Source organism: Asinibacterium sp. OR53, assembly GCF_000515315.1.
Lineage (GTDB): Bacteria > Bacteroidota > Bacteroidia > Chitinophagales > Chitinophagaceae > Sediminibacterium.
In genome coordinates this window covers 1,135,831-1,159,943 of record NZ_KI911562.1, presented here as the reverse complement: position 1 = coordinate 1,159,943, position 24,113 = coordinate 1,135,831, and the positions used below count along the sequence as shown (strand labels likewise).

Annotated in this window: 23 protein-coding genes; 5 read left to right on the top strand and 18 right to left on the bottom strand. The window is 44.4% G+C overall.

All coding sequences use genetic code 11. The annotated features are described in order from the left end of the window. Positions 1-9: 9 nt before the first annotated feature. A complete protein-coding gene (locus tag SEDOR53_RS0105155) occupies positions 10-468 on the bottom strand; it encodes a cytochrome c oxidase subunit II (RefSeq protein WP_051347954.1) in 459 nt (152 codons plus the stop codon). A gap of 11 nt (positions 469-479) precedes the next feature. Then, on the bottom strand, positions 480-602 hold the full coding sequence (locus SEDOR53_RS19030) for a cytochrome c oxidase subunit 2A (protein WP_139173863.1): 123 nt from the start codon (positions 600-602) through the stop codon (positions 480-482). A gap of 199 nt (positions 603-801) precedes the next feature. Here SEDOR53_RS19030 and hemN point away from each other — a divergent pair, with 199 nt between their 5' ends. After that, positions 802-2,181 (top strand): oxygen-independent coproporphyrinogen III oxidase, encoded by a 1,380-nt coding sequence (gene hemN, locus SEDOR53_RS0105145; protein ID WP_026768761.1) that lies wholly within the window; start codon positions 802-804, stop codon positions 2,179-2,181. Between the two features lie 14 nt (positions 2,182-2,195). Here hemN and SEDOR53_RS0105140 read toward each other — a convergent pair whose 3' ends face one another. Genes SEDOR53_RS0105140 through ric form a run of 5 tightly spaced genes read right to left on the bottom strand, consistent with a single transcriptional unit; the run spans position 2,196 to position 5,971 of the window. After that, positions 2,196-2,624, bottom strand: coding sequence for an Rrf2 family transcriptional regulator (locus SEDOR53_RS0105140; RefSeq protein WP_026768760.1), 429 nt, complete (start codon positions 2,622-2,624; stop codon positions 2,196-2,198). Between the two features lie 4 nt (positions 2,625-2,628). Then, positions 2,629-2,952: a metal-sulfur cluster assembly factor gene (locus SEDOR53_RS0105135; RefSeq protein ID WP_026768759.1), complete on the bottom strand. Its 324-nt coding sequence runs from the start codon at positions 2,950-2,952 to the stop codon at positions 2,629-2,631. Beyond that, entirely contained in the window at positions 2,949-4,214 is a 1,266-nt protein-coding gene (locus tag SEDOR53_RS0105130; RefSeq protein WP_037360596.1) for a hypothetical protein, read from the bottom strand. Before SEDOR53_RS0105130 ends, SEDOR53_RS0105135 begins: the two co-directional genes overlap by 4 nt. Positions 4,215-4,218: 4 nt before the next feature. Beyond that, positions 4,219-5,013 (bottom strand): DUF2249 domain-containing protein, encoded by a 795-nt coding sequence (locus tag SEDOR53_RS0105125; protein WP_026768757.1) that lies wholly within the window; start codon positions 5,011-5,013, stop codon positions 4,219-4,221. Then, the gene (gene ric, locus SEDOR53_RS0105120; protein WP_026768756.1) at positions 4,991-5,971 is read right to left on the bottom strand and encodes an iron-sulfur cluster repair di-iron protein; all 981 of its coding nucleotides are present in this window, start codon (positions 5,969-5,971) and stop codon (positions 4,991-4,993) included. The genes SEDOR53_RS0105125 and ric overlap by 23 nt, the downstream gene beginning before the upstream one ends. A gap of 164 nt (positions 5,972-6,135) precedes the next feature. On the opposite strand from ric, the gene SEDOR53_RS0105115 reads away from it, so the two are divergent. Continuing rightward, positions 6,136-7,356, top strand: a complete 1,221-nt coding sequence (locus tag SEDOR53_RS0105115) for a hypothetical protein (RefSeq protein ID WP_037360592.1) — start codon at positions 6,136-6,138, stop codon at positions 7,354-7,356. Here the strand turns inward: SEDOR53_RS0105115 and SEDOR53_RS0105110 are convergent. The 6 genes from SEDOR53_RS0105110 to SEDOR53_RS0105085 are packed head-to-tail and all read right to left on the bottom strand — an operon-like array spanning position 7,337 to position 13,700. After that, the gene (locus SEDOR53_RS0105110; RefSeq protein WP_026768754.1) at positions 7,337-8,104 is read right to left on the bottom strand and encodes an ABC transporter permease subunit; all 768 of its coding nucleotides are present in this window, start codon (positions 8,102-8,104) and stop codon (positions 7,337-7,339) included. The genes SEDOR53_RS0105115 and SEDOR53_RS0105110 overlap by 20 nt on opposite strands. Positions 8,105-8,112: 8 nt before the next feature. Beyond that, on the bottom strand, positions 8,113-8,880 hold the full coding sequence (locus SEDOR53_RS17180) for an ABC transporter ATP-binding protein (RefSeq protein WP_037360589.1): 768 nt from the start codon (positions 8,878-8,880) through the stop codon (positions 8,113-8,115). Then, complete coding sequence (locus SEDOR53_RS0105100; RefSeq protein WP_026768753.1) at positions 8,877-10,109, bottom strand: nitrous oxide reductase family maturation protein NosD; 1,233 nt, start codon at positions 10,107-10,109, stop codon at positions 8,877-8,879. The genes SEDOR53_RS17180 and SEDOR53_RS0105100 overlap by 4 nt, the downstream gene beginning before the upstream one ends. A 4-nt stretch (positions 10,110-10,113) precedes the next feature. Continuing rightward, a complete protein-coding gene (locus SEDOR53_RS17175; RefSeq protein WP_037360586.1) occupies positions 10,114-11,142 on the bottom strand; it encodes a nitrous oxide reductase accessory protein NosL in 1,029 nt (342 codons plus the stop codon). A 53-nt stretch (positions 11,143-11,195) separates the two neighbouring features. Continuing rightward, positions 11,196-13,205 carry a Sec-dependent nitrous-oxide reductase gene (gene nosZ / locus SEDOR53_RS17170; protein ID WP_084220349.1) on the bottom strand — a complete coding sequence of 670 codons (2,010 nt, stop codon included), beginning with the start codon at positions 13,203-13,205 and terminating at the stop codon, positions 11,196-11,198. Positions 13,206-13,229: 24 nt separating this feature from the next. Continuing rightward, positions 13,230-13,700, bottom strand: a complete 471-nt coding sequence (locus tag SEDOR53_RS0105085; protein ID WP_026768752.1) for a cytochrome c — start codon at positions 13,698-13,700, stop codon at positions 13,230-13,232. Between the two features lie 128 nt (positions 13,701-13,828). Here SEDOR53_RS0105085 and SEDOR53_RS0105080 point away from each other — a divergent pair, with 128 nt between their 5' ends. From SEDOR53_RS0105080 to SEDOR53_RS0105070, 3 genes are all read left to right on the top strand, one after another. Then, positions 13,829-14,629: a DUF542 domain-containing protein gene (locus SEDOR53_RS0105080; protein WP_037360584.1), complete on the top strand. Its 801-nt coding sequence runs from the start codon at positions 13,829-13,831 to the stop codon at positions 14,627-14,629. A 76-nt stretch (positions 14,630-14,705) separates the two neighbouring features. Next, the gene (locus SEDOR53_RS17165) at positions 14,706-15,926 is read left to right on the top strand and encodes a PAS domain-containing sensor histidine kinase (protein WP_232214722.1); all 1,221 of its coding nucleotides are present in this window, start codon (positions 14,706-14,708) and stop codon (positions 15,924-15,926) included. Further along, positions 15,923-16,978: a response regulator gene (locus tag SEDOR53_RS0105070; RefSeq protein ID WP_026768750.1), complete on the top strand. Its 1,056-nt coding sequence runs from the start codon at positions 15,923-15,925 to the stop codon at positions 16,976-16,978. The genes SEDOR53_RS17165 and SEDOR53_RS0105070 overlap by 4 nt, the downstream gene beginning before the upstream one ends. On the opposite strand, the gene SEDOR53_RS18505 is transcribed toward SEDOR53_RS0105070, so the two are convergent. From SEDOR53_RS18505 to SEDOR53_RS0105045, 5 genes are all read right to left on the bottom strand, one after another. Beyond that, entirely contained in the window at positions 16,975-17,430 is a 456-nt protein-coding gene (locus tag SEDOR53_RS18505; RefSeq protein WP_051416501.1) for a polymer-forming cytoskeletal protein, read from the bottom strand. The two genes, SEDOR53_RS0105070 and SEDOR53_RS18505, sit on opposite strands and share 4 nt — an antisense overlap. Next, the gene (locus SEDOR53_RS17155; RefSeq protein WP_051347952.1) at positions 17,427-18,500 is read right to left on the bottom strand and encodes a ParM/StbA family protein; all 1,074 of its coding nucleotides are present in this window, start codon (positions 18,498-18,500) and stop codon (positions 17,427-17,429) included. Before SEDOR53_RS17155 ends, SEDOR53_RS18505 begins: the two co-directional genes overlap by 4 nt. Before the next feature lie 198 nt (positions 18,501-18,698). Then, positions 18,699-19,508, bottom strand: coding sequence for a class I SAM-dependent methyltransferase (locus tag SEDOR53_RS17150; protein WP_051416500.1), 810 nt, complete (start codon positions 19,506-19,508; stop codon positions 18,699-18,701). A 121-nt stretch (positions 19,509-19,629) separates the two neighbouring features. Further along, positions 19,630-20,925 carry a DUF3472 domain-containing protein gene (locus SEDOR53_RS0105050; RefSeq protein WP_026768749.1) on the bottom strand — a complete coding sequence of 432 codons (1,296 nt, stop codon included), beginning with the start codon at positions 20,923-20,925 and terminating at the stop codon, positions 19,630-19,632. A gap of 17 nt (positions 20,926-20,942) precedes the next feature. Further along, a complete protein-coding gene (locus SEDOR53_RS0105045) occupies positions 20,943-24,095 on the bottom strand; it encodes a glycoside hydrolase family 2 TIM barrel-domain containing protein (RefSeq protein WP_026768748.1) in 3,153 nt (1,050 codons plus the stop codon). Positions 24,096-24,113 lie beyond the last annotated feature (18 nt).

Here is a 24,113-nt window from a genome sequence, read left to right as displayed (position 1 = left end):
ACGTTGGTTTTACTTAGCATCGGGATAATTCACGTATACCTGTGCGTGCATGTTTTGGTGTCCTACGCCACAATATTCATGGCATACGATATCATACACGCCGGGTTTATCAAATTTGACAGTTGTTTTATTGATGGATCCGTATACTGCCATCATGTTCACATTCTTCTGTGCAATATTGAATCCATGCACTACGTCTTTGGACGTTACATAAAAATCCACTTCACTGCCCACAGGAATGTATATCTCAGCCGGCTGGAACTGCCACATGGAAGCCACGCTGAAAACCTGGTAGGTCTTATCGTCCAGCTTATTCACTTTGGGTTCTGCATACGCTTTATCATAAGGCAGGCATTCGGGTACATTACTCTTGTATTTTTTCATGGCATAGAGCAATGAAAAAACAAAGAGGCCCATGACTGCCATGGAAGAGAAGATGATGCGCTTTTCTATTTTGTCTATGGCCATGGCTATTGATTTTAAGTTCTGTTAATCATTAAAAAATAAATACTGTACCAGAAGAGCAGGGCCAGCACTACGAGCGCAATGAAAAATGCGATGGCGCCGGAAGGGAAGAAGGGTTTTTCGTTCGATGCATCCATAAATTGAAGTATTGCTGAAAATGATTGCACAAAACTATTGAGACCCCGCTGCCTTAAGCATGACCTGGGGGATTTAGAACACCTGATTTTAATCAGTTGGCATCTTGAGATGGGTCAGTTTTATCCCGGGCTGATGAATATCTGTTGCATTACTAACATCCGTCACCTGCTGCACAAAAAGTCAATGTTAGTTTTGGGCATGATGAATGAAATAACCATACCTTCTTTTTTGATCAAGAAATACAACCAGCCTGTTCCGCGTTACACCAGTTATCCAACCGTTCCTTTCTGGCAGGATAGTATTTCCCGGCCTCAATGGACCGACCGGTTCCAGCAAGAGTTCTCACTCGAAAATGTGCGCAACGGAATCAGCATATACATACACCTTCCTTTCTGCGAATCACTGTGTACTTATTGTGGTTGCAATAAAAAAATAACTTCCAATCATGCGGTGGAAGAGCCCTATTTGCAGACCATAGAAAAAGAATGGAAACTGTACAGGGGGCTGATGCAGCAAACACCGGTGATAAGGGAACTACACCTGGGCGGTGGCACGCCCACTTTCTTTTCTCCGCTGAACCTGCGCAGGCTAATTAACACTATACTAAAGAACAGCATCGTACACCCCATGCATGAATTCAGCATTGAAGGTCACCCGAATAATACCACACCGGAGCATTTGAAAGTACTCGCGTCTTTGGGATTCAAACGCATCAGCTATGGCGTGCAGGACATGGACCCGGAAGTGCAACGCGTTATCAACCGGATACAACCGTTTGCAAACGTGCAACATGCAACAGAGGAGGCGAGAAAAGCAGGTTTTAGTTCTGTGAATTTTGATCTCATTTATGGCTTGCCGCTGCAAACAGTGGCAGGACTGCGAAACACTTTCAACCAGGTACTGGCCCTGAAACCCGACAGGATCGCTTTCTATAGTTATGCGCATGTTCCCTGGACCAGTAAAATGCAGCGGCTATTCAACGAATCGCAACTGCCGGCTCCGGAAGAGAAAATGCAACTGTACCTGGAAGGCAGGTCTTTATTGATAAATAATGGCTACCATGATATTGGCATGGACCATTTTGCATTGCCCAACGACTCCCTGTTCCTGGCCAAAGAAAAAGGCAAGCTGCACCGTAATTTTATGGGATATACTACGCAAAATAATGAGTTCCTGGTGGGACTCGGTGTATCCGCTATCAGCGATATCGGTAATGCTTTCGCCCAGAACGAAAAGAGCCTGCATGATTATTATCATGCTATCAGCAATGGCATGCTGGCAGTAAAAAAGGGGTATTTCCTCAATAAAGAAGACCTTCATTTCAGGCGTTATATCAAAGAGATTGCCTGTAAGGGCTCTACATCATTCAATAAAGAAGATAGGGAGCCATTGGAGACTTATTCTTTTCCGATACTGGCTCAATTGCAAAAAGATGGACTGGTCGATTATGATCTGAAAGGTGCTTCGCTTACAGCTATCGGTCATTATTTTATCCGCAATGTCTGTAGCGCTTTCGACCTGTACCTGCAAAGGAGCTCGGTGGCAGATAGCAGAACATTATTCAGCAAAGCAATATAAAAGCCATTTGTTGTTCAGATCAAATATGCCAGGCCGTTGTTTACCGGGTTGCACAGGTCAGCGATCTTCTTGCTGGCAAATATTTTATACGTCAGTTCACGCGCCGCTTTATACTCATAGTGTATGGGACAGGGGCGCGATGCTGAACATTTTTTCAAACCCAGTCCGCATTGTGTAAACAACTCCTTCCCTTCAATGGCATCGACTATATGAATAATAGGGCGTTTCAACTGCTCTCTGGAAATATGAAATCCGCCCGAGGGCCCTTTCACACTGTTGATGATCCCCGCTCTTGCCAGCGTTTGCAATACCTTGCCCACTGTATGTTCGCTGGCATCTATATAGCCGGCAATTTCCCGGATACCGGCGTTATCGTTACCATCCTTTTGAGAAGCCAGGTAAATAACGGCTTTAATGGCTGTCTGACTCATCTGGTTGAGCATAGTATCAACGGTTTAAAAAAAGTTTGCCTGCCTCCGATATCCTGTCGTGCTTCCATGGCGGATCGAAACTCAGGTTGACTGCAATCTGTTCGCCGGCAAAAGTAGCGGACAACACCTTTTCAACAGCATGGGTAATAGAAGCTCCCATGGGACAAAAAGGGGTGGTCAGGGTCATGGTAACTTCTATTTTCTGGCAGGCGTCATCAAAATCCAACCGGTAAACCAGGCCCAGGTCAACAATATTCAATCCGATTTCCGGGTCTATCACTTGTTGCAGCGCCGCCAGTGCAATAGTACACTTAATATTATTGTTGGTCATTACATTCATGTGTGAACCGGTTGATGCATGAATAGTTTAGCCACATTCAGGTTAAAAAGCAAAGAAGCAATTAACAGCAGTATCGAACCCGTTTGCAGAAATGGGATCTGTTCCGTAAAAATGCCTGCCAGAAAAACGCTGAACCCGGTCATGTAAACCAATGCCATCACCACAAACCATTTATGATTGTATAGGTTGCCCGGACCCTGCTTCTTATCTGAAACCACCGCATCATAGCGCCTTTTGTTCCAGATGATAAAAGGCAGCGTTTTAAATGTCATGCCCAATATCAGGGTGGTGATCCAGCCAAAAAAGATCACAAAGCCATACGCTTTGAATAGCGCCAGTTTACCTGATGATACTCCCGGCGCAGCCAATAGTGACAAGAGAAGCAATACAGGTAAAAAAGTCATCACAATAGACAGAAGGGATATTTTCACCGGTGTATCGGTTGTTTTGCGAATACGTTCCTGGTATGCCCGCCGGCAGTAGTAACCAAATTGCAGTATCGCCGTTAACAAGCCGGTAAGAGGTACAAAATACCAGTCCGGGGGCGCCTGTCCCAGGAACAAAATAACAAAAGCAATAAGGCTTGCATTGATGAACCAGTAAATGATTTTCAATAAGTGAACACTTTCATATTTCGATAACAGGAACATAGGTATCAGCCTGGTTCCCACGCCTACTATCATCAACAAGAACCAACCGGCAATACCCATGTGTGCATGAAGAGAAAGATAATACAGGGAATCTTTTGAAAGTACATTGTTACTGAAATTGAATACCAGCAGCAAACCCACCAATGTGGTCAGTAACAACCAGCAGGCAGCAGCAACCATGAAAAGTCCATGCATGTTTTGATGCCGGCTCCTGGTATAACTACCCACCTGGTTAATCACATAACAAGCAACAGATACATTGATCAGTATAGCACCCGCCTGTGCGGGTATACCCATATCGAAAATGTAAAAAGCATATACCAGGAGCGGAATGCCGGCAGCCGCTGCAAAAAACGAAACATACGCCAACGTTTCGCTGAACAGATCACTTTCGGTAATAACGGGCATCAATTGATAACTGGCGCCCAGGATCATCATCGTGCCCCAACCCAGGGCCATACTGTGTGTAACAGCCAATATATGGGGATGAAAATAATGTCCCGTAAATGCCTGAACCGAGAAGCAAAGCAATGACATCGCCACGCATAGCGATACGGCTGCATACCCATAGAAAGGCAATACTATTGTATGGGGTGTTGTTTTCGCGATCATTAGATCAGCTTTTATAGATCAATAGTTGCACACCTTCATTTCCCAACTCCCTGATGCGATAACTAAAGCGTCGCTGTTCCAGTTCGGGTAACAGGAACACTGGTACTCTTTTGTGATGAACCAATAACGCCTCGCCAGGTTCCAATTGATCCAATGTTTCCAGGATCTTCATCATAGGTAAAGGCATCGCAAGCATCCGCACATCCAATTCACGTAACCGGTGTTCAAAATCCGTCATTAACCGGTACCAGTCATCATGCATATCAGGTTTATCTTCCGGTATAGTGGTAGTTCCTTCCTTATAAAAAAAGGCTTCTACTACTCCGTTGTGCAATGCTGTTGCATAGGAGGCAAATCCCTGTTTTTTTAACAACAGCATTAAAGGAGTAGGTTCAAAACTATTGATGATCTTCAATGCCTGTTGATCCTGTAATTGTTTCACTCGTTCAAGAATATCGGGAAGTGGATCTCTTCCTGCAGCAATGATGGGTCGCACATCCAGTTCAATGAAGTTGTCCGGGTATATCCGTGCTTCCGAATGAGGTAATGTTTTTACCGGATCCGCTGCCGTATCCGTATCCACCTTAAAACCAAGCGGTTCCAGCTTATTGCGAAAATCATCAATGGTACAACCGGCAACTTTACAAGCCATGGCAACGCTGGTTCTTGCCGCCATCAGCTTACGGATCAGGGGATTGCGTAATTTCTCAAAATGTGTACTAATGCCCATTATAGCATCCAATGCTCCCGGATGCTCCTTGAGTATATTGCTGATCTTAGTATTTGCATGAACTTCCATTATCCGTGATTTGTTTTTCCCTTTCCACTGCTTTAGGGAATAAGATATTATTCTCCAGGTGGATATGCGTATACAGGTCTGTTTCAAATGCCGCTAACATTTTATACAGCAGGCTATAGCTGGCACAAGCATCTTCCGGAATGGCAAAACCTCCGCTGAGCGTCCTGATCTTATGCATGGCACCCCCTACCAGCTCGTGTTCCATTTCCATCATATTGATAGGGTTTTTTACTGTTCCGAAATGCGCTGCCTGGTGTAATTGAGACTGGTTACGAGCCGCCGCCAGGTCTTTTATGTAAGGGAATAATACTTTTTCCTCCTTCGTCATATGTGCCATCATCTCTTCGTAAATTACTTCCACCTGCCGCTGTATCTCTGCTAATTCAGGGTGCTCTTTTCCATGTACCCTTAACACTTTCAATGCATATCCCCTGATCTCAGGAAGGTTTTTCCGTGTATAAGCATGGTGAACATTAACGATGTAATCGGCCAAAAAGCCGGGCTCCCATTCGTTATAAGGAAGTGAAGCAGACACGGGCGCCTCGTTAGCTTGTTGCAGCTCCTGTTCGATCTTCACTATATCCAATCCTTTTTCCAAACAAGCTTCTTTCACCGTTTTCTTTCCCCCGCAACAGAAATCAAGTCCATTTTTTTTAAACACTTCTGCTTTGCGCAGGTCTTTTGCCGCTATTTCGCCAATCGTTTCGCCGTTTTCCTCGCTGGAACGCTTGATAATATTCACTTTCCACCACCTGGGGCCTTGTTCAGTGTATTCCCATTTAAAAATATTTCCTCTCTCCCCCAATAGCTGGTAATACAGGGGCTTGGGGTCATGATCGTTATGAATAGTCAATGTTTCTCCGTCGTTGAGTTGATCAAAACGGTCGAAAATGGTTGGGTGCTTCTGGCGTGGCTCCAGCATTGTCACATCCAGGATATTCTGATTGATTATTTCCATCGTGTTTATTTTTTGATGATAGCACAAAATTAGACTTTTGTCAAAATAAAAGTATTTACTTACTTTTATTTTACATAAAACGAAACAGAATCATGGAGGCACCTGATTAAGATCAGGAGGCATGGTATTTGTATCATAATAAAAAAATCATCACTTTTATTTCTTTGCATGTGCAAATCGGAACATCTATACAACACCCTTCTTTACCCGTGTTGGAAAAGCGTTTATACCGGATCTCCTTATTCAATCTTTTTCTTGTTTCACTTATTGGCTTGTACCTTCGTTCTGCCCCGGTAGCAAGTATCTGGGCCGGGTCGTATAAAAATATATTACACGCCCATTCTCATTTCGCATTTGGCGGGTGGATCATGCCTGCGCTGGTAGCCTTGATCATCCGGTTCTTTCCTGAACTGGCCAACACTATTGCATACAAGCATTGGAGGAATCTCTCGGTACTGCTACTGATAGCCGCATATGGCATGCTGGGCAGTTTCCCCTTCCAGGGATATGGTCCGGTCAGTATTTGCTTTTCTACATTGTCTATCATTGCCTCTTTTTATCTCGCCTGGCTGGTGTGGCGCGCTAGGGTTTCAGGCAAAGACAGTATTGCGCATCAATTTCTCCGTGCAGGCCTGTTTTACCTGGTGCTTTCATCAGCCGGCCCGTTCGCCACGGCGCCTCTTATTGCCATGGGCAAGGCTGGTAGCGCATTATATTTCAACGTCATTTATTTTTATCTGCACTTTCAATACAATGGCTGGTTCACTTTTGCCTTACTGGCTGTATTATATAAAATAACCGGTCATGCACCAGGACGTTATAGCAAAAACGCCTTCGCATTATTTAACATCTCCTGTATTCCCGCTTATTTTCTTTCGGTATTGTGGAGCCATCCCGCACCTGCATTTTTCATAATAGCTGCAGCAGCCGCTATTTTACAGTTGATTGCACTGTTTTACCTGCTGGCCGATATCGTTGACAATAACAGTAACCGCCGGCTGAATGGTTTAGTAAGGCTATCGCTGGGCATATTTGCCATGAAGATCATCCTGCAGTTACTCGGCGCTTTCCCAGCCATTGCAGACATGAGTTATCTTCACCGGAATTTTATCATAGCGTATCTCCACCTGGTATTATTGGGTTTTGTTACTTTCTTCATCATGGGTGCAATGCATTTGCATGAACCACCGACAGAAAGGTCTTCCAAAAAATGGAGCATTTTATTCATTGCAACCTGGGTATTCACAGAAGGATTGTTGTTATTGCAGGCTACGGGAGAAGTGGCAGATTTTCAGATCCCCAATTTTACAACATGGTTGTTCCTTGCAAGCTGTTTTTTCCCGGTAGCCATTCTAGGTATCTGGGTTAAAGATCTTTCTTCCTGAATATTTTCAGTGTAAGGAGCAAGGGCAGCGCTATCCACAGCAGCATAATACCCGTGGTAAAAGCAATACCCCAACCACTTCCGAAAAAGGATTTATATAAAGCGCCTGTATATCCCATCAGGGCGCTTACATCCATCTTCAGCATAATGAAAATGCGTCCAAGATCTATCGGGTTGAGTGCAGATAATAACAAAGTGAATTTTTCCATCGGGTAATCGCTGAAAGCGAATAATATCAGTAAAACAAGTCCGTCGTATATCAATGCAAAATAAAACCATAATAATAAAGCGGCGCCAATACCTTTTGCCTTATCCCTTGCTTTTACAGAAGCAAGGAATGCGATAGAAGTAAAAGCCAATGTGAGTGCCGATCCGGTAAGCAAAAACGAAATACCTGTTGCATCAAAAGCATAAATCAATACCGGTATCCCTACTCCCACCAAATAAGCAGCGGTCAGAGATACCGATACACCTACGTATTCGCTTAAAAGTATCCGGGTGCGGCTTAATGGCTGCGACAGCATCAGTTCTATGAATTCATAAGAGTTGTAATAATGTATAGTGGTAAAGATCATACTAATCAAGGGGATGACGATCAGCACAATGGTAAGCAGGCTCATCAGGGCTTTACTTTGATTCTCCTCCAGTTGAAACAAGCTAAGCGAAACCAACAGCAAGAATAGCGTATATACAATGATTACCCTGTTACGGAGAATATCATACAGCACATAACGTGATAGTTTTCGCATAAAGCTTATTAATTTGATTGATTATTTGTTTCCAGCATCAACACCTCGTCAATCCACAATGCGCTCTTTTTCTCACCGTTCATGATACGGGCGATGGCTTTTCCTAATTTCTCTTCGCCAGTTTCTTTTCGCAGCTGTTCTATGCCTTTCAAAAAGATCATCTTCCCTTCCTGCAAATACATAACATGAGTGGTAAGATCATCGAGGTCACTGAGAATATGTGAAGTGATGAGGATGAGTTTGTTTTTTTGTTTCTCCTCCATGATCTTGGCTTTCAATATTTCCGATGAAAGCGGGTCGAGACCGGCGGTTGGTTCATCCAGGATGAGGATATCGGGATTGAAATAAAAAGCCAGGGCTGCACTCACTTTCTGCCTGGTGCCGCCACTCAGCGTGCGCATGGGCTTGTCAAAAATAGAAGCCAGGTTGAATTTCACGAGCAGGTCGGTATCCAGCGCTGCCTCCGTTTTCATCCGGATGTCTTTCATCATAGTAAACAATTGCCCTACCCTCATATTATCAGGATAACGGCCTATCTGTGGCATATAACCGATGTGTTCCCGGTAAGCCGGATCGTTACCAATCTGTTGCCGGTTGATGAATATTTTTCCGGCATCTGGTCTTACCAGGCCCAATAAGATTTTGATAAGTGTTGTTTTCCCCGACCCGTTAGGTCCGATCAGGGATACCACCTGCCCCTCTGCAAAGAGCGCATTGATATCATCCAACACTTGCAGTCGCTTGAATTTCTTTTTCAGGTTTTCTATTCTGATCATATTTTCAATGGCTTTATCATCGGCTGACGGTCTACCAGGTTCTCCGGTGTGAGGCTGGGTATGGCCTTTTCCGCCTTATCGAGAAGGGTTACCATGAAGCTTCTCATAAGGATCATGGTTCCGGGCGTTTGCTCCACAATCATGGAATACATACTTACCGGGTGATAGGGTACGTCGCCAACCCCGTTTCTATCGATATCATAGCCTTCATATTTATCCCAATAATTGTTGTGCAATTTGTTCAGCACCATGGTGCCATTAGTAGCCAAATCGAAACTGTTGCCAAAAAAATTGTTGTGATGAAAAACGTTATCGTCGCAACTCGCCTGTACTTTAACAGCCCAGCCGTTATTTCTGAAAATATTGCGCTCTATCTCTATCCTGCTCGCGCCCTCCATATAAATACCCGTTGTGTTCTTAAGGAATAGGTTGCTAACAATATGGCTATCTGTGATCTCTTTCAGCAAAAGTCCATATGACGAAGCGCCCCAGTTTGCTTCAAAGTGGTTATGCTCCATGGTCACATGTTTGGAATACATCACAGCAACCCCGGCTCCGTTGTTACGAAAAATATTTTCGATATAATGATCACCATGGGAAAACATGAAATGCAAGCCATACCGGATATTTTTTTCACTCAGGTTCTTCCGGATAACCGATTCCGTTACAAATTCAAAATAGATGCCATCGCGGTAGCCGGTTACCTGGTTGCCTTCTATCAATGCATGGTTACTCTTCCATAAATGAATGCCATTGCCGGTCAGTTGCTCCGTCTTGGGTATCCCTATGATCCTGTTGTTGCGGATAGTGCAGTAGGCTGCATTAGAAATATGAAAAGCGAAATAAGCATCATATACCAGGTTATCTTCCAGTAATACATAACTGGCATCAATCAGTTTTACCGCAGCATAATCGTTCAATGCCGAATAACCCGCATGATGGAATTGCAATTTTTTAATAGTAACATGGCTCCCGCTGATAACGAGTAATTCCTGTTTATGATCACCATCTAATATGGTATTGCCTTCACCCAAAACAGTGACCGGCCGGGTAATCACTATCCTGCCTTCTTTGTATACGCCATTGCGGAGCCTTATGGTATCGCCGTCCCTGGCCAGTTGCACAGCGGCTGTCAATGTTTTCACAGGTTGCCCAACGCCCGCTACAATAGTGCGGGCCAGCGTTACATGTGAACAGATCAACCACGATATGAGGAATAAAAACCGCATTACTTTATTTCAATTTAGCCTGTACAGCTTCCCAGTCCAGTACAACATAAGATGTATCAACTATTTTTGCCTGGGCCGCAGCTTTTGTTTTAAAGCCGGCTGTATTGCCACCCATCGGACTTTTCAATGTGTTACCGTTTAAAAAACTGGCATCCTGGGCCTTGAGAAAAGTATTCGGCTGATCAAAATCAACGACCCAGGATTGCGCCAGTCCATTATCTTTCCGGTCATTCATGCGCATATAGGAAATCATACATTTCAGGTCATCGAATTTGTATGTCTTTCCTTTTCTGGTGATGACCTCGCCTCCATACCGGGTATCGCTGATGCCCATTTTACAGTACGTACAAAAATCTTTTCCTGGCTGAAAGGGTTCAGGTGATGCAGGAGAACATGCGTTCAGCAAAAACAGCATTATGCAAACTACAGCCACAGCAGGCGCCGCCCGCCTGCTTACTTTTCTATGGCGATACCATTCCATAAACCATACCACGAAAGAGAGACAGCCGGCAGCGATCACTACCCATCCACCCACACCGGGCAGGGAATAGGCATCGAAATTCAACAACCGCTTATGTCCTAACAATGGAGGCTGATAGGAAAGTCCCGGCACTTGTATAGGCGCTTTTGGATCCAGGTTATGCCCGTAATCATAGCCCCACTGGTAAAAATCATACATAGCCAGTAACCCGCCCAGGAGGGTGAGTAATAAATACAGGAATAAGACCTTTCGCTTGCCGGTAATAGCTACTGTTACACCCAGTAACATGAAAAACAACACCACATAAGGCAGGAAACGGAATTCCGGAAACATAGCAACTGTAATATGTTTCATGCCTATATAATGATTGAGGCCGTTGATCACATCCACATCACCCGATATTCCGTTGATCCATATATTCATGGTCAGTCCCTCCGGGTACTGTGGCGCAAAAAGATCAATACGCCATGCAGGAAGAAAGAAAACAACAATCAATGCTCCTGATGCAAATGCCACCAGTATCCGCGATACAATACTCAATTGATTGTTCATATTGATAGGTTAATATGCGGTCTCTTTATAATAAGAGACCGCACAAGATTTGCTTATTTGGTTTTTCCATCGGTTGCTTTATAATCAGCCGCCGCTTTAATTGTACCGGTTCCGTATATGATAGGAACATTCGATCCGGGAGCGCTTACCCTAATGTATCCTTGCATTTCCTGGTGAAGCGCAGAACAGAAGTCGGTGCAATAGAAGGGAAACACACCCGCTTTTTCAGGTACCCATTTCAATGTTTGTGTTTCGCCTGGCATGATCAGCAGCTCTGCATTGTTGGCGCCCTTGATGGCAAAGCCATGCGGAATGTCCCAGTCCTGCTCCAGGTTGGTAACATGGAAATAGACGGTTTCTCCCAGCTTCACCCCTTCTATATTATCAGGCGTAAAGTGCGAACGGATAGCAGTCATGTACACATGCACTTCATTGCCTTTGCGTTCTACCCTCGTATAATTATCGCCTTTGGCTGCAGCCGGGTGGGCATTTTCTTCTATCTTATAGATCTTCTGGCTGTTCTTCATTACCAGCTCTGCAGGGATGGCCTCTCCATAGTGCGGTTCTCCTATGGTAGGGAAATCAAGCAGCAATTTCATCTTATCACCGCTGATATCATAGAGCTGTGCACTTTGCGACAATTCCGGTCCGGTAGGCAGGTAACGGTCTTTCGTGATCTTGTTATAAGCGATCACATACTTACCCCAGGGTTTCCGGGTAGGTCCGCCTGGAACACTCAGGTGTCCGATAGAATAATAGGTAGGTACACGATCGAGTACTTTCAGGTCTTTGATATTCCATTTCACAATTTCTGATGAAACAAAGAAAGAAGTATACGCATTTCCCTGATCGTCGAACTCTGTATGCAGCGGGCCTAATCCTGGTTTCTGCACTTCTCCGTGCAAGACCGCATCGTACTTCAACACAGGGATATCGTCATACGTGCCATCGAAATTTTTATCGGCAATCGCTTTCTGTATTTTGGTGAAGGAAAACACCGGAATGGTAGCCGCCAGCTTGCCACTGCCTACTATGTATTCACCGGTAGGATCGGTATCGCATCCGTGGGGTGATTTGGGACAGGGCATGAAATAAACCATATCGGGACAATCTTTCGGATCCAGTACCAATACTTCATTCATAGTAGTTGAAGTAGCCGAATGTTTTTTCTCGTCGTATTGATTATGGGTATATTTCACTGTTTTTTTAACGCCTTTACCGGCTTTCAGGTATTCTTCCGCTTTTTTCCAGTTCACTGCCATAATAAAATCCTTATCCTTCTGAGATGCATTCACTTCGAGCAAAGTGTTGGCTTTTTCTGAGTTATAGCAACTGAAGAATACCCAGCCATGTGACTTCCCTTTGCCGGCACGCGCCAGGTCGAAGTTGACACCAGGGGTCAGTATCTGGAAAGCCAGGTTCATTTCACCTGAATTTTTATCTATGTTGATGAAGCTAACTGTTCCTTTGAAATTTTGTTTATAAGAACTAATCGGTACATCGGTATTATCTCCGAGGGGTATACTGAAACGGGTGCCTGCCACTACATACTCTGAATTCTCCGTAATGAATGGTGACGAGTGGTTGCCGGCACTATTGGGTATCTCAATGATTTCAACAGTGCGGAAAGTTTTCAGGTCAACCCTTGCGATACGTGGCGTATTGTTGGCATTGGCAAACACCCATCTTCCATCGTGCAGGCCATTTGTTTCTGATAATGCAATATGGTGCAAGTCATCCCAGGGAATAAAACCGTTGGATGTGCTCAGCATGGCTTTGCTTTCTTCACTGTAGCCATATCCTTTTTCCGGATCTACAGAGAAAACCGGGATCACACGGAGCAGCCGGCCGGATGGCAAACCATAGACCGACATCTGTCCGCTGAATCCTCCCGAAACAAAATCGTAAAACTCATCGTATTTACCGGGTGCAACATAGGTTTTCAAAGCAGCATCACCGCTGATAGCAGCCTGTGAGCCTTTGGGTTTGCATCCCAACATTTGCAAGGATGCACCTGCCAGCACCAGTGTTGCAAGCAGGGTTTTGTGGGAAAAGAATTTCATCTGTCTGTTATTTGCGTTATAGGGTTATTTTTCTCCGTCGTTGTTCCGCATGAATTCCAGCACTTTGCGGGCGTCTTCTTTGGCCAGGTTCTGGTTGGGCATACGTACCATACACTGTTCCAGCAGTTTTTGTGCATCGGGGTCCTTCTCCAGCATCATGTCTACGTTGGTAATCATATTCATGATCCAAACAGGCTTTCTGCGTTTGGTAACATCTTTCCATCCTGGTCCCACCAGTTTTTCACCGGTAAGGCGGTGGCAGGACTGGCACTTCATTTCATAAATGCCTTTACCGGCGCTTACCCATTCTGTATTCAATGGGTTTGAAACAACTACATCGGATTCTTTTAATTCGGCGCCATGTGTTTCAGGTTGGTTTTTTGTCATTTCCTGAACATCTACCGGTTTTTCGTCTTTTTTGACCCCTTCTGAACAAGCCACTGCCAGTAGGGTTCCGGAGAGTAAACAGATCGTTAATGGTCGGATGATTTGCATGGTATTATTTTTTAGTGAATGCACGTTTATTAAGAGAGTCTTTTGTCTTTTATTGATCAAAAGTATCCTACCTGCCGTGCCTCGTATATGACCAATCTCAAAAAAGTGAATGATCTTTATCAGGAAGGATGGAAACAGGCATTTTTATTTTTGTTTCTATGACGCCATCCAACATTTCTGGCAAAGACGATCAGTTGCCATTGATAAATAAGCAAATGCCTGTTACGGAAATTGTGCAGAAAGATTACCGTACAGCCGATGTATTTCTCAAATATGATATCGAATTCTGCTGTGGAGGCAAATGGCCGCTGGAAATGGTATGCGAATCCAAGCAACTGGATACTGCTGTTATATTACTTGAACTGGAAGAAGCCTGCCGGTTGATACAACTCCCGCAAGGGAGCAGGTTTGAAGACTGGGGCACCGGCTTTCTGATCGATTTCATTCAAAACGTTTATCACCGGTATTTTAAAAAAGCGCTGGAGACAACTGTCAATTATACCAATCGCTTCCTCGAAGGGCATCTCAAAAAATTTCCCGAGTTAGAAAAAACACCGGAGATTCTTCACAAGCTGTCATTGGCCATCAACAAACGCATGAACAACGAAGAAGAATCTTTCTTTCCTTATATCAAACAGGTTACCAATGCCTACCTGCGCAATGAGTCGTATGCAGGTCTGCTGGTGAAAACATTGCGCAAACCATGGCAGGAAACCATGCAGCAGGAATACAGCGAAGTGATAAAATGGCTGGATGAGCTGCGTTCTATTACAAAAGATTATTATTTACCTGGCAATGCCTGTACCACACACCGCGTTAGCTTTTCAAAATTGCGGGAATTGGATCATGAACTTACGCAATACCTGCAATTGGAGCATACCATATTACTACCCAGGGTTGTTGAGGTGGAACAGGCCCTGCTGGCCTGATGCAGATTACGATCACTTTATTATATTTACAAACAGATTTACTCCTACTATTTGCGCTATGCTGGACCAGGCTCATATGACGTCTTTATTCGAGAATGCCACCGAAGGTATCATCCTTACGGGTCATCATGGCAATATCGTATTGGTAAACCCTGCAGCAGAGCGTATGTTTGGCTACCAGAATAGAGAAATCATTGGTCAGCCCATTGAAATATTGATCCCTGCGCAGTTCAAGGCACACCATCACCATTTGAGAGATGGGTTTTACAAAACCCCTTCCAACCGTGTGATGGGCCAGGGGCGGGATCTGTTTGGCAAAAAAAAAGACGGCTCAAATATTCCCGTTGAAGTGAGCCTGAGTCATTATAAAAAAGATGACGAACTGTTCGTGATCGCCTTTATCGTAGACATTACACGCCGGAAAGAGATCGAACAGAATATGCTGGAGCAGCAAAAAGAACTGCAAAAAGTATCTACCGAGATCAGGAAGCTGAACGCCGAGCTGGAAATGAAAGTAGAAGAACGAACGGTTATCCTTAAAGAAGCGCTCCAAAAACTGGAACAGTCGCAAAGAGAACTGAGCGAAGCGCTTGATAAAGAAAAACAATTGAGTGAGATCAAAAGTCGTTTTGTTTCTATGGCTTCGCATGAATTCAGAACGCCTCTCAGCACCGTTTTATCTTCCGCTTCGCTATTAGCAAAATATACCACTACCGAAGAGCAGGAAAAACGGAGCAGGCATATCGATAAGATCAAAAGCTCTGTACGCCACCTGAATGATATACTGGAAGATTTTTTATCCCTCGGAAAGTTGGATGAGGGAAAAGTAGCAATATCCATCTCAGGATTCGATCTCAAATCATTCATCGATGACACCACGGAAGATATGAAGGGTCTGTTGAAAAAAGGACAGCATATCCGGGTAGATTATACCGGGGAGCATTTCATTCATTCTGATAAAAAATTATTGCGGAATATTATCATTAACCTCATTACCAATGCCATTAAGTTTTCCGATGAAGACAGTGGTATCAGCATACAGACCTCCGTTAACGATGAAATTGCCTCTATTACGGTAACTGATCATGGTATCGGTATTGCACCTGAAGACCAGGTGCATTTATTTTCCAGTTTCTTCCGGGGAGCCAATGCCAACAATATTGCCGGTACCGGGCTGGGGCTGCATATTGTGAAACGCTATACCGATCTGCTGCAAGGTCAAACAAAATTGGAAAGTGAACTCCAAAAAGGAACACGTGTAACCATATCCATTCCTGTAAATCATCCTGCTTCATGAAAACCATCTTAGTCATCGACGATAATACAGACATCCGCGACAATACCGCGGAAATCCTGGAAATGTCCGGTTACAAAACATTTACTGCCGAAAACGGTAAGAAGGGTGTAGAGGTAGCCATCAGGGAAAAACCAGACCTGATCGTTTGCGATATTATGATGCCCGAGCTCGATGGATATGGGGTACTGCACCTGCTCCGCAAAAACCCCCAGACGCAATTCACCCCCTTTATTTTTCTTACAGCCAAAACAGAACGTGCCGATCTTAGGAAAGGTATGGAGATGGGGGCTGATGATTATATCACGAAGCCTTTTGAAGACATTGAACTGCTGAATGCCATTGAAGTGAGGCTGAAAAAAATACAGTTCCTGGGACATCATTACGCTATGTCGCCATCCGGTATCAGCCAGTTCCTGAAAGATGTAAAAGATACGGGGAGTTTTGGTCAGCTGGCAGAGCAATACAGCATCGAAACATACAGCAAAAAACAACCTTTATATCATGAGGGCAAGCGCCCCCGCTATCTCTATTACCTCGTAAGGGGGAAGGTGAAAGCTTTTAAAATACATGAAGACGGCAAAGAATATATTACCGATATTTTCAGCGACGGCGATTTCATCGGATACCATGCATTGATCAACGATTCGAATTATGCAGACAGTACCATGATACTGGAGGAAGCGGAGATCATGCAGATCCCCAGGGAAGACTTTTTGCAGATGATCTATAAAGACATCCAGGTGGCCGCCAAATTCATACACATCATTACACAAAACATCAAAGAGAAAGAAGAAAGGCTTATCAGCCTGGCTTACAGTTCTCTCAGAAAACGTGTAGCAAAAGCCCTGGTAGACATTCATAGTAAATACAACAGCAATGGGGGTTCGAACCCCATTGAAATATCCCGGGACGATATTGCTCATTACATTGGTACTGCAACGGAATCACTCATTCGCACCCTTAGCGATTTTAAAGCAGAAAAACTGATACAGATCAAAGAAAGCAAGATCATCATTACCGATATCGGCAAGTTGCAGAACCTGTTGTATTAAAACCACGACTCAATACTGTCTTCTTCCTGCGGCACTCCTTTCTGGACGCCTGTCACCGGCTCGGACTTTAAAGGCGCGATGCTTTTGGGACGTGTTTTTTTATGTTGTATCCGGGCTTCTTCTACCTGGGCGCCTTCTTCAATATCCAGTACAGGGCAGTTGAGTTTACCCCTGATACGCGCAGTATTGGCAATGACGGCCTTCTTACTGCTGGAAATATCTCCTTCCACTGTTCCGAATACCAGCAGGTCAGACGCATCTATATTCCCATTGACCACTCCGGTTTCGCCAATTACCAGCTTATCCTCTGCAACGATATCACCCATCACCGTGCCGTCGATCCTTCCTGCTGTGGCAGCGTTGATGTTTCCGTGTACGATCACTCCCCTGGAAAGAAAAAAGCCAGCGGTATGTGCACTTTGTAAAATATTTTTCAGACTTAACAGGCTCATTGCTTATGGGGAGTGGGTGTGGGAGTAGCTGGCGTCAGGTCTTTATCCTGGAATACCGATACCGTAGTGCTTGAATTCCCAATGTCGATGCCCACACTTCGCTGCTGCTTGCCATCGGATATACGGAATGAATTATACAGGTAACCAATGCTGGCCAATTTTTCAGGTTCTGGCGCCACTTCCACCTGGATACTTCCATTGAATTCATTTTTAAACGCTTCAACCAGCTCCGGGTAATAAGCGCCGCCACCCATGAGGTAAATTTTTTCACAGATTTCAAAATCCTGGTCGTTGAAATACTTGTTCAGCAGCAAATAGATCACTTCCCTGAAATACTGGTTGAGTATACTCTTGCGCAAACCTTTGATATCTACATTTTCACGGTTGATGAAAATAGAACCCTTACGAAACGCATCATCCAATTGGTGCACGTTTTTCATTTTGAGGTAATAGCGCTTGCTTAACTCCTGGTGAAGATTATCGATGGCATATTGTAATCCATAAGAGCTGAAGCAGGTGCGGTGTACGAGCCCGTTTTCCGTTGCCATCCCCCCTTCAATGGTTCCAAAGCCCAGGCTGATGGCAATGAAATTCGTAGGAGGTTTGTTGCCGAGTATCTTTTTCAGTCCGATGATACACCCTACGATCTCCGGTATGACATCAAAATTATCAACATCGAATGTGGTTCGTTTAACACTTCCATTTACATTATAGGTCTGGGTATCGTATTCAGCCATGAAATGCCTTTTACTGAGGAATTGTTCAGCGTTTGTCTTGTACACACTGTACGTAGAAAACGGAAAACCCATTGTAATAGCAACGGGTTGTTCTACTTGTGCGGCTACGGTAACAAGCGCCGATTTAAACAATACTTCATAGTCTTCCAGTTGTGGTGAAGCATTGGTGACATGGTTGGGATTGACACCGGCTCTTTTTGCCAGGTTGCCCACCATGTACCAGGTGTCTTCTTTTTTGATTTTTAATCCGTTCAGCAAGTCCTTAGCAGAATTTTCGGTATTGCCGAAGGTGGTTTCCAGCACGCTGGGGAAGTTAACAGTTAATACTTTCATCTAATACTTTATTTTAATAGTCAGGTAGACAGGGGAAAAGGCACTCCATTCAGAGTAAGTAGAGTTGATGCAATAGCAGGTATTCTTTAAGTATTACTATGGGCAGAAATATGCAACCAATATCAAGCCAAATTTGCTTTGGTTGCTAACTATTTTAATAAAGAATTGATAAATTAATGTGGTTTTTCGCAGCAGTCTTTATTTCTGACCGATCCCGATCCAGGCTTTCAATGCGAAATCAAATGGTAAAGATCCGAAATATGCAGTAAGGCGGTTTTCCAGTTCGGCTGCAATCCGGTTGAATGCAGCAGGGTCTTTTTCTTTCACCTCCCGGCCCAACGGATGTTTTACAAATAACCCACTCACAATGTTCATCACCGAATCTGTATGCCCGCTGAATTCAACCAGCGTCACTTTATTATGTTTGAATCCTGCCTGTTTCATGAAATCCAATAATTGCTCCGGATCGTGCAATGAGAAAGGTGTATAAAACCGGCTCGTATCTTCTCCTTCGAAAAAAGGAATTACGGTATCATCGATCACCAGTTTGAACAAAGGAGTATCATCTGTGCGGTCCCAGGTAGCGAATACAAAATAACCGCCTGGCTTCAGTACCCTATACGCTTCATTGAAACCTTTCTGTTTATCCGGGAAGAACATCAATCCGTATTGATTGACCACGAGATTGAAAGATGCATCTGCAAAAGGCAGTTCCTGCGCATTGGCTACTTTGAATGTAATGCCGGTGTTTGCCAATTGCTCTTCCGCCAGTGACATCATATCGGCACTGATATCGGTAGCAATGAGTTGAGTAGTGGGTGGAAAATATTGCCGCAAATGCCTTGTGAGTCGGCCTGTACCACAGGAAGTTTCCAGAACCGATTGAGCCGGCATAGACACCAGATGCGACAACAACTCAACGGCCGAGGGTTCAAAGATCAACGGACCAAGGTATTGTTCATAATTCGACGCATCATTACCTGTAAAACGAAAAGCTTCTTTACTCATATCAGATGAATTAATCAAAGACTTTGCATTTAAGGTACGTTGAAGTTCTTTAAAAACAAAGTGGTCCTGGCAGGCAAGAACACCGGTCAGGACCACTTATTAATTGGTTTTTAAGTATCAGCTATTGCAAACTGTCAAAATTAATCATGGGCTTCTCTGTAGCAGGCGCATGCGCAAACACAGATCGCAACACCGTATTGTTACTGAAAAATCCGCCGTTGCTCAGGAAGAAAGCACCATTCTCTTCTCCACCGCTATAATCTACGCGATATCCTTTCTGTGCCGTAGCATCGCCGGTGAACACCATTTTGGTAAGCGGTAACCAATCACCACTCCTGGGTTTTACCCATTGGTTTTGGTAAAAAGCTTTGCGTGTAACATTCCCCATGGAGGGGTCGAAGTTTTCCAGGAAAGAATGCAAACGCGTTAGATAAGTATGGGTATGCGGACGGCTGAAGCTGGCAATCAATAACCACTTATGCGCTTCCGGTGCATAGAAATAAGCGGTATAGTTGGTATACCCATTAGCAACCGGCTCGGCATGCAACAGGAAACCATAAGTTTGACCGGCCTTCCAATTGTATTTCAGGTAGCTTTGTCCACCAGAGCCTTCGTTGCCAAATTCTCCCGCGTGTACCTGTTCTCCTTTTTTCAATAACCTGATCTTTTGATCTTCGGGTATGGATCCGGGATCATCGGTTTTGAACGGACTCCACACAGAAAATAATATACGTCTTTCTGTTGTTGAATTTACCTGTATTCCAAAATAGCCTTCGGCAAATCCATCAGCCATAAAATAAGAACCAACAGGATCGCTTCCTACGGGCACTTTTATTTCATTATAGAACCATGCTACCTCGTTGCCGGTTCCGGAGAGATCATAATTGATATGCACCGAAGGGCCTCTTCTTCCCCAATAAAAATAATTGCCCTGGTTGTCTTTTACATACTTTGCTTCGGCATCAACCGATGTACCACTGAGGTGCAACTCGCTGATCGTTGCAAATTCAGTTCCTGTTTTTTTAAGTCCCGCTATGTCTATTTTAACATAGCCTGCGGGAACAGTCCATTCGCCGAACTCGTATTCTTTTGGGGCAGCATCACTTATCCTGACTTTTTTCGCAACACCATTAATGGTACACTGTAGTTCCGATTGCCCTTTCTCTACTACAACAGGAGCTGTTATTTTCAATGTTCCCGGCTTAGCTAATTTTACATAAGTGCTGAACACGGCTTTCACATTCCGCCATTCTTTCCATCCTTCATTGGTTACTTTTTCCGATGCATTTCCTGCACGTACAGTAACCCAGGAATTACCACCCACAGGAACTGTAAGCGTTGTATCGCCGGCTGCCCGGAAAGCGGATAACCCTGCTACACACATAACAACAATGATCGACCAATATCGCTTTCTCATTTTTTGATTTTTAAATTTTACCTGATCGGGCTGATCCAGTAACTGTATTCATAATTTGCAAAAGGCAGCCTGTATTCTTTCAATGGCCATGCACCCCAGCTATCCATTCCCTGTACGCCTGTTTGTTGCAGGTCGATATGCAGGTATATTTCATTGCGTTCTGTAAGCTCTCCGGAATGGTACTGTTTTTTATCTGCACCGGGATCCAGATCGTTCATGCTGTAAGGCAACGCAGCTACATTCAGCAGGCTGTCGCTGGCTGTAATGCGCAATCCTTTTCCTTTATCGTTGGTGAAGTTCACCCAGCGCAGGTCTGATTTGTTTCCGCTTTCCTGTGGCCTTGCGTAAGGGAAATATTGTTCATTGACTGTTTGCTTGTAAATGCCCACCAATGAAGCCGATTTCCTGTCCCAATAACTTTCACCAGGACCTCTGCCATACCATTCCATGTTACGGTATTGCTTATTCAATTGCAGGTCATTACCTATTCTCATCAGGAGCGGATATTTCCCTTTTACCGCAGTAAAACGGTTGATGACTTTTACTTTTCCATCTGCATAAATGATAAATGTCTGCTCCTGGATCGCATCGCCATTCAATAATTCTCTTTTGAAGTTCACTTCGTAAGACCCATCGATATTGGGACGATTGATGGATCTCAGCATTTGCCCTTCACTGTATGCATCGCGCCAAATACGCAGGTTGTGGTTAAAGCCGGCTCCTATATCGTTATCGGTAGGTGCACGCCAGAATGCAGGCTGCGGGCCTTGTTGCAACAATACCTGTTTTTGCACGCTGTATTGTTGCATGGTCCCGCTAATTGCATCAAATTGTATGTTGAAGTCTTTACCAGTTACCGTAATGGTAAAGCCCGATAAGGATCCGGTAACATCGCCTTTGCCGCTAAGGGTCACGGGTAATATCGTTTTGCCCAGTGCAAATTGTTCATACGCTGTTTCGTATCCTTTTTCCAGGAACGGCTCCGCTTCTTTTAACCGGTAATGCAGGTTGAGAAAATATTCTTTCCCTTCTTTTTGTTTTACCTGTATGGGCAAACTGATAGTAGCACTTTCGCGCGGAGCAATGGAGAGTGTAGCCACTGTTCCTTTTTCAATCAGCTTACCATCTTCCATCAACTCCCATATCAATTCTACATTGTTGAGATTGCGGAAGAAATAACTGTTATTGATCGTAATACGGTTATTGCCTTCATAAGTCGTTTTGATGTACTGGTACACTTTACGTATCTCTACGGCCATCGGTGTCATTTGTCTATAAGCCGTTACCACTCCTTTGATACAAAAATCATTATCGCTGAAGTTCTCGTTTACCGGCCCTTCCAAAGGAAAGTCACCACCATAGGCTTTGATGCGTTTCCCGTTTTTCACGGTATCGATAGACTGGTCGATCCATTCCCAAATAAAGCCGCCCTGTAATTTGGGATGCGTTTCGATCACGTCCCAGTACTCTTTGAAATTGCCCAGGCTATTCCCCATGATGTGTGCGTATTCACTCATGATGAGCGGCCTGGTATTTTTACTTTTCGAATAGCCGGCCAACCAGTCGGGCGACGGATATTGCGGCACGATCATATCGGTATTGAAATCGAATTCCGCCCGCTCGTATTGTACCGGTCGGGTATCCTGTTGCTTCAACCATTCATACGCTTCGTAAAAATTGGCACCATTACCCGCCTCATTTCCCAGCGACCAGGTAACTACGGATGGATGGTTTTTATCTCTTTCATACATACGTGTAATCCTTGCCAGGTGCGGCACACGCCACAGGCGATCGTTGGCAAAAGTGGTTTCCAGACTATAATAGCGGCCATGTGATTCAATGTTGGCTTCGTCTACCACATAGAGTCCGTATTCATCGCAAAGATCCATCCAGTAAGGATCGGGAGGATAATGCGAATGGCGCACTGCATTCACGTTCAGCTTTTTCATCATCTCCATATCTTTCCGCATATCTTCTTTTGTAAGCGTATGACCCTGTGTGGGATTGTGTTCATGCCTGTTCACTCCTTTGAGGAATACGCGTTTGCCATTCACCAGGAAATCGCTCCCTTTGATTTCGATGGAGCGGAAACCTACTCTTTGTGGAACCACTTCCAGTACATTCCCATTCTTATCTTTCAGGGTGAGGTATAAAGTATAGAGATAGGGTATCTCGGCCGACCAGGTATGCACGCCGGGTAACTCTTTATGGAAAGAAAGCTTTGCATGGTAATTACCCAGCGACTGAAGGAGGCCACTCTCTTCTTTTGTAACGCTGTTTCCACCGGCATCGGTCAGTTCCATGCTCACGAAGAAACTATCGGGTTTGCTGTGCAATGTGTGTTGGTCTATACGATAGTTTTCTACTGTGATATCAACATTCAGCAAGCCCTTCGTATAAGTATTATCCAATCCTGCCGCTATTTTGAAATTGTGCAGATCCAATTTAGGTGTTGAATAGAGATAGACTTCCCTTTCGATGCCTGAAATACGCCACATATCCTGGCATTCGAGGTAAGAGCCATCACTCCAGCGGTATACCTGCAACGCTACCAGGTTCTCTCCCGGATGCACATACTTAGTGATATCGAATTCTGCAGCCAGTTTGCTATCCTCGCTATAACCTACTTTTCTTCCATTTACCCATATAAAAAAAGCAGACTTCACCGCACCCAGGTTGATGAATACCTGGCGGCCATTCCACGCATCGGGAATGTTTACCTTCTTGCGATAAGAGCCCACCGGGTTGTTGTCTTCCGGTATATCATAAGGCGGATCGAGTTTAGCGCCTGTTTTAGTGCGTCCGGCAAACTCATAAGGTTGGTTTACATAGATCGGCAATCCGTATCCATTCAGTTCCCAGTTGGCGGGCACTTTAAAGTTTTTCCAGCCGGCATCGTCAAAATCTGTTTTATAAAAATCTGCCGGTCGCTTCCGCGGATCCTGCACCCAGTTGAATTTCCAATCACCATTCATTGAAATAAAATAGGCCGATTGTTCCTTTTGTTTTTTTGCTGCCAGCTCCCTGCTTTCGAAAGCGAAAGCGCTGGCGCGCATGGGCAGCCGGTTCTCCGAAACGATATCGGGCGTCTGTAATTCAGTGGGAAGTTGTTGCGCTCCCGCCTGCAATAAAAGCAGGAGAGCCGATCCTAAGAGCAATTGTTTTTTCATGACGTATTTAAGATGATC

Excerpts from the sequence above, each read along its gene's own strand:
- SEDOR53_RS0105155 (WP_051347954.1), bottom strand. The coding sequence starts at position 468 with ATGGCCATAGACAAAATAGAAAAGCGCATCATCTTCTCTTCCATGGCA.
- SEDOR53_RS19030 (WP_139173863.1), bottom strand. The coding sequence starts at position 602 with ATGGATGCATCGAACGAAAAACCCTTCTTCCCTTCCGGCGCCATCGCA.
- hemN (WP_026768761.1), top strand. The coding sequence starts at position 802 with ATGATGAATGAAATAACCATACCTTCTTTTTTGATCAAGAAATACAAC.
- SEDOR53_RS0105140 (WP_026768760.1), bottom strand. The coding sequence starts at position 2,624 with ATGCTCAACCAGATGAGTCAGACAGCCATTAAAGCCGTTATTTACCTG.
- SEDOR53_RS0105135 (WP_026768759.1), bottom strand. The coding sequence starts at position 2,952 with ATGAATGTAATGACCAACAATAATATTAAGTGTACTATTGCACTGGCG.
- SEDOR53_RS0105130 (WP_037360596.1), bottom strand. The coding sequence starts at position 4,214 with ATGATCGCGAAAACAACACCCCATACAATAGTATTGCCTTTCTATGGG.
- SEDOR53_RS0105125 (WP_026768757.1), bottom strand. The coding sequence starts at position 5,013 with ATGGAAGTTCATGCAAATACTAAGATCAGCAATATACTCAAGGAGCAT.
- ric (WP_026768756.1), bottom strand. The coding sequence starts at position 5,971 with ATGGAAATAATCAATCAGAATATCCTGGATGTGACAATGCTGGAGCCA.
- SEDOR53_RS0105110 (WP_026768754.1), bottom strand. The coding sequence starts at position 8,104 with ATGCGAAAACTATCACGTTATGTGCTGTATGATATTCTCCGTAACAGG.
- SEDOR53_RS17180 (WP_037360589.1), bottom strand. The coding sequence starts at position 8,880 with ATGATCAGAATAGAAAACCTGAAAAAGAAATTCAAGCGACTGCAAGTG.
- SEDOR53_RS0105100 (WP_026768753.1), bottom strand. The coding sequence starts at position 10,109 with ATGCGGTTTTTATTCCTCATATCGTGGTTGATCTGTTCACATGTAACG.
- SEDOR53_RS17175 (WP_037360586.1), bottom strand. The coding sequence starts at position 11,142 with ATGAACAATCAATTGAGTATTGTATCGCGGATACTGGTGGCATTTGCA.
- nosZ (WP_084220349.1), bottom strand. The coding sequence starts at position 13,205 with ATGAAATTCTTTTCCCACAAAACCCTGCTTGCAACACTGGTGCTGGCA.
- SEDOR53_RS0105085 (WP_026768752.1), bottom strand. The coding sequence starts at position 13,700 with ATGCAAATCATCCGACCATTAACGATCTGTTTACTCTCCGGAACCCTA.
- SEDOR53_RS0105080 (WP_037360584.1), top strand. The coding sequence starts at position 13,829 with ATGGAAACAGGCATTTTTATTTTTGTTTCTATGACGCCATCCAACATT.
- SEDOR53_RS17165 (WP_232214722.1), top strand. The coding sequence starts at position 14,706 with ATGACGTCTTTATTCGAGAATGCCACCGAAGGTATCATCCTTACGGGT.
- SEDOR53_RS0105070 (WP_026768750.1), top strand. The coding sequence starts at position 15,923 with ATGAAAACCATCTTAGTCATCGACGATAATACAGACATCCGCGACAAT.
- SEDOR53_RS18505 (WP_051416501.1), bottom strand. The coding sequence starts at position 17,430 with ATGAGCCTGTTAAGTCTGAAAAATATTTTACAAAGTGCACATACCGCT.
- SEDOR53_RS17155 (WP_051347952.1), bottom strand. The coding sequence starts at position 18,500 with ATGAAAGTATTAACTGTTAACTTCCCCAGCGTGCTGGAAACCACCTTC.
- SEDOR53_RS17150 (WP_051416500.1), bottom strand. The coding sequence starts at position 19,508 with ATGAGTAAAGAAGCTTTTCGTTTTACAGGTAATGATGCGTCGAATTAT.
- SEDOR53_RS0105050 (WP_026768749.1), bottom strand. The coding sequence starts at position 20,925 with ATGAGAAAGCGATATTGGTCGATCATTGTTGTTATGTGTGTAGCAGGG.
- SEDOR53_RS0105045 (WP_026768748.1), bottom strand. The coding sequence starts at position 24,095 with ATGAAAAAACAATTGCTCTTAGGATCGGCTCTCCTGCTTTTATTGCAG.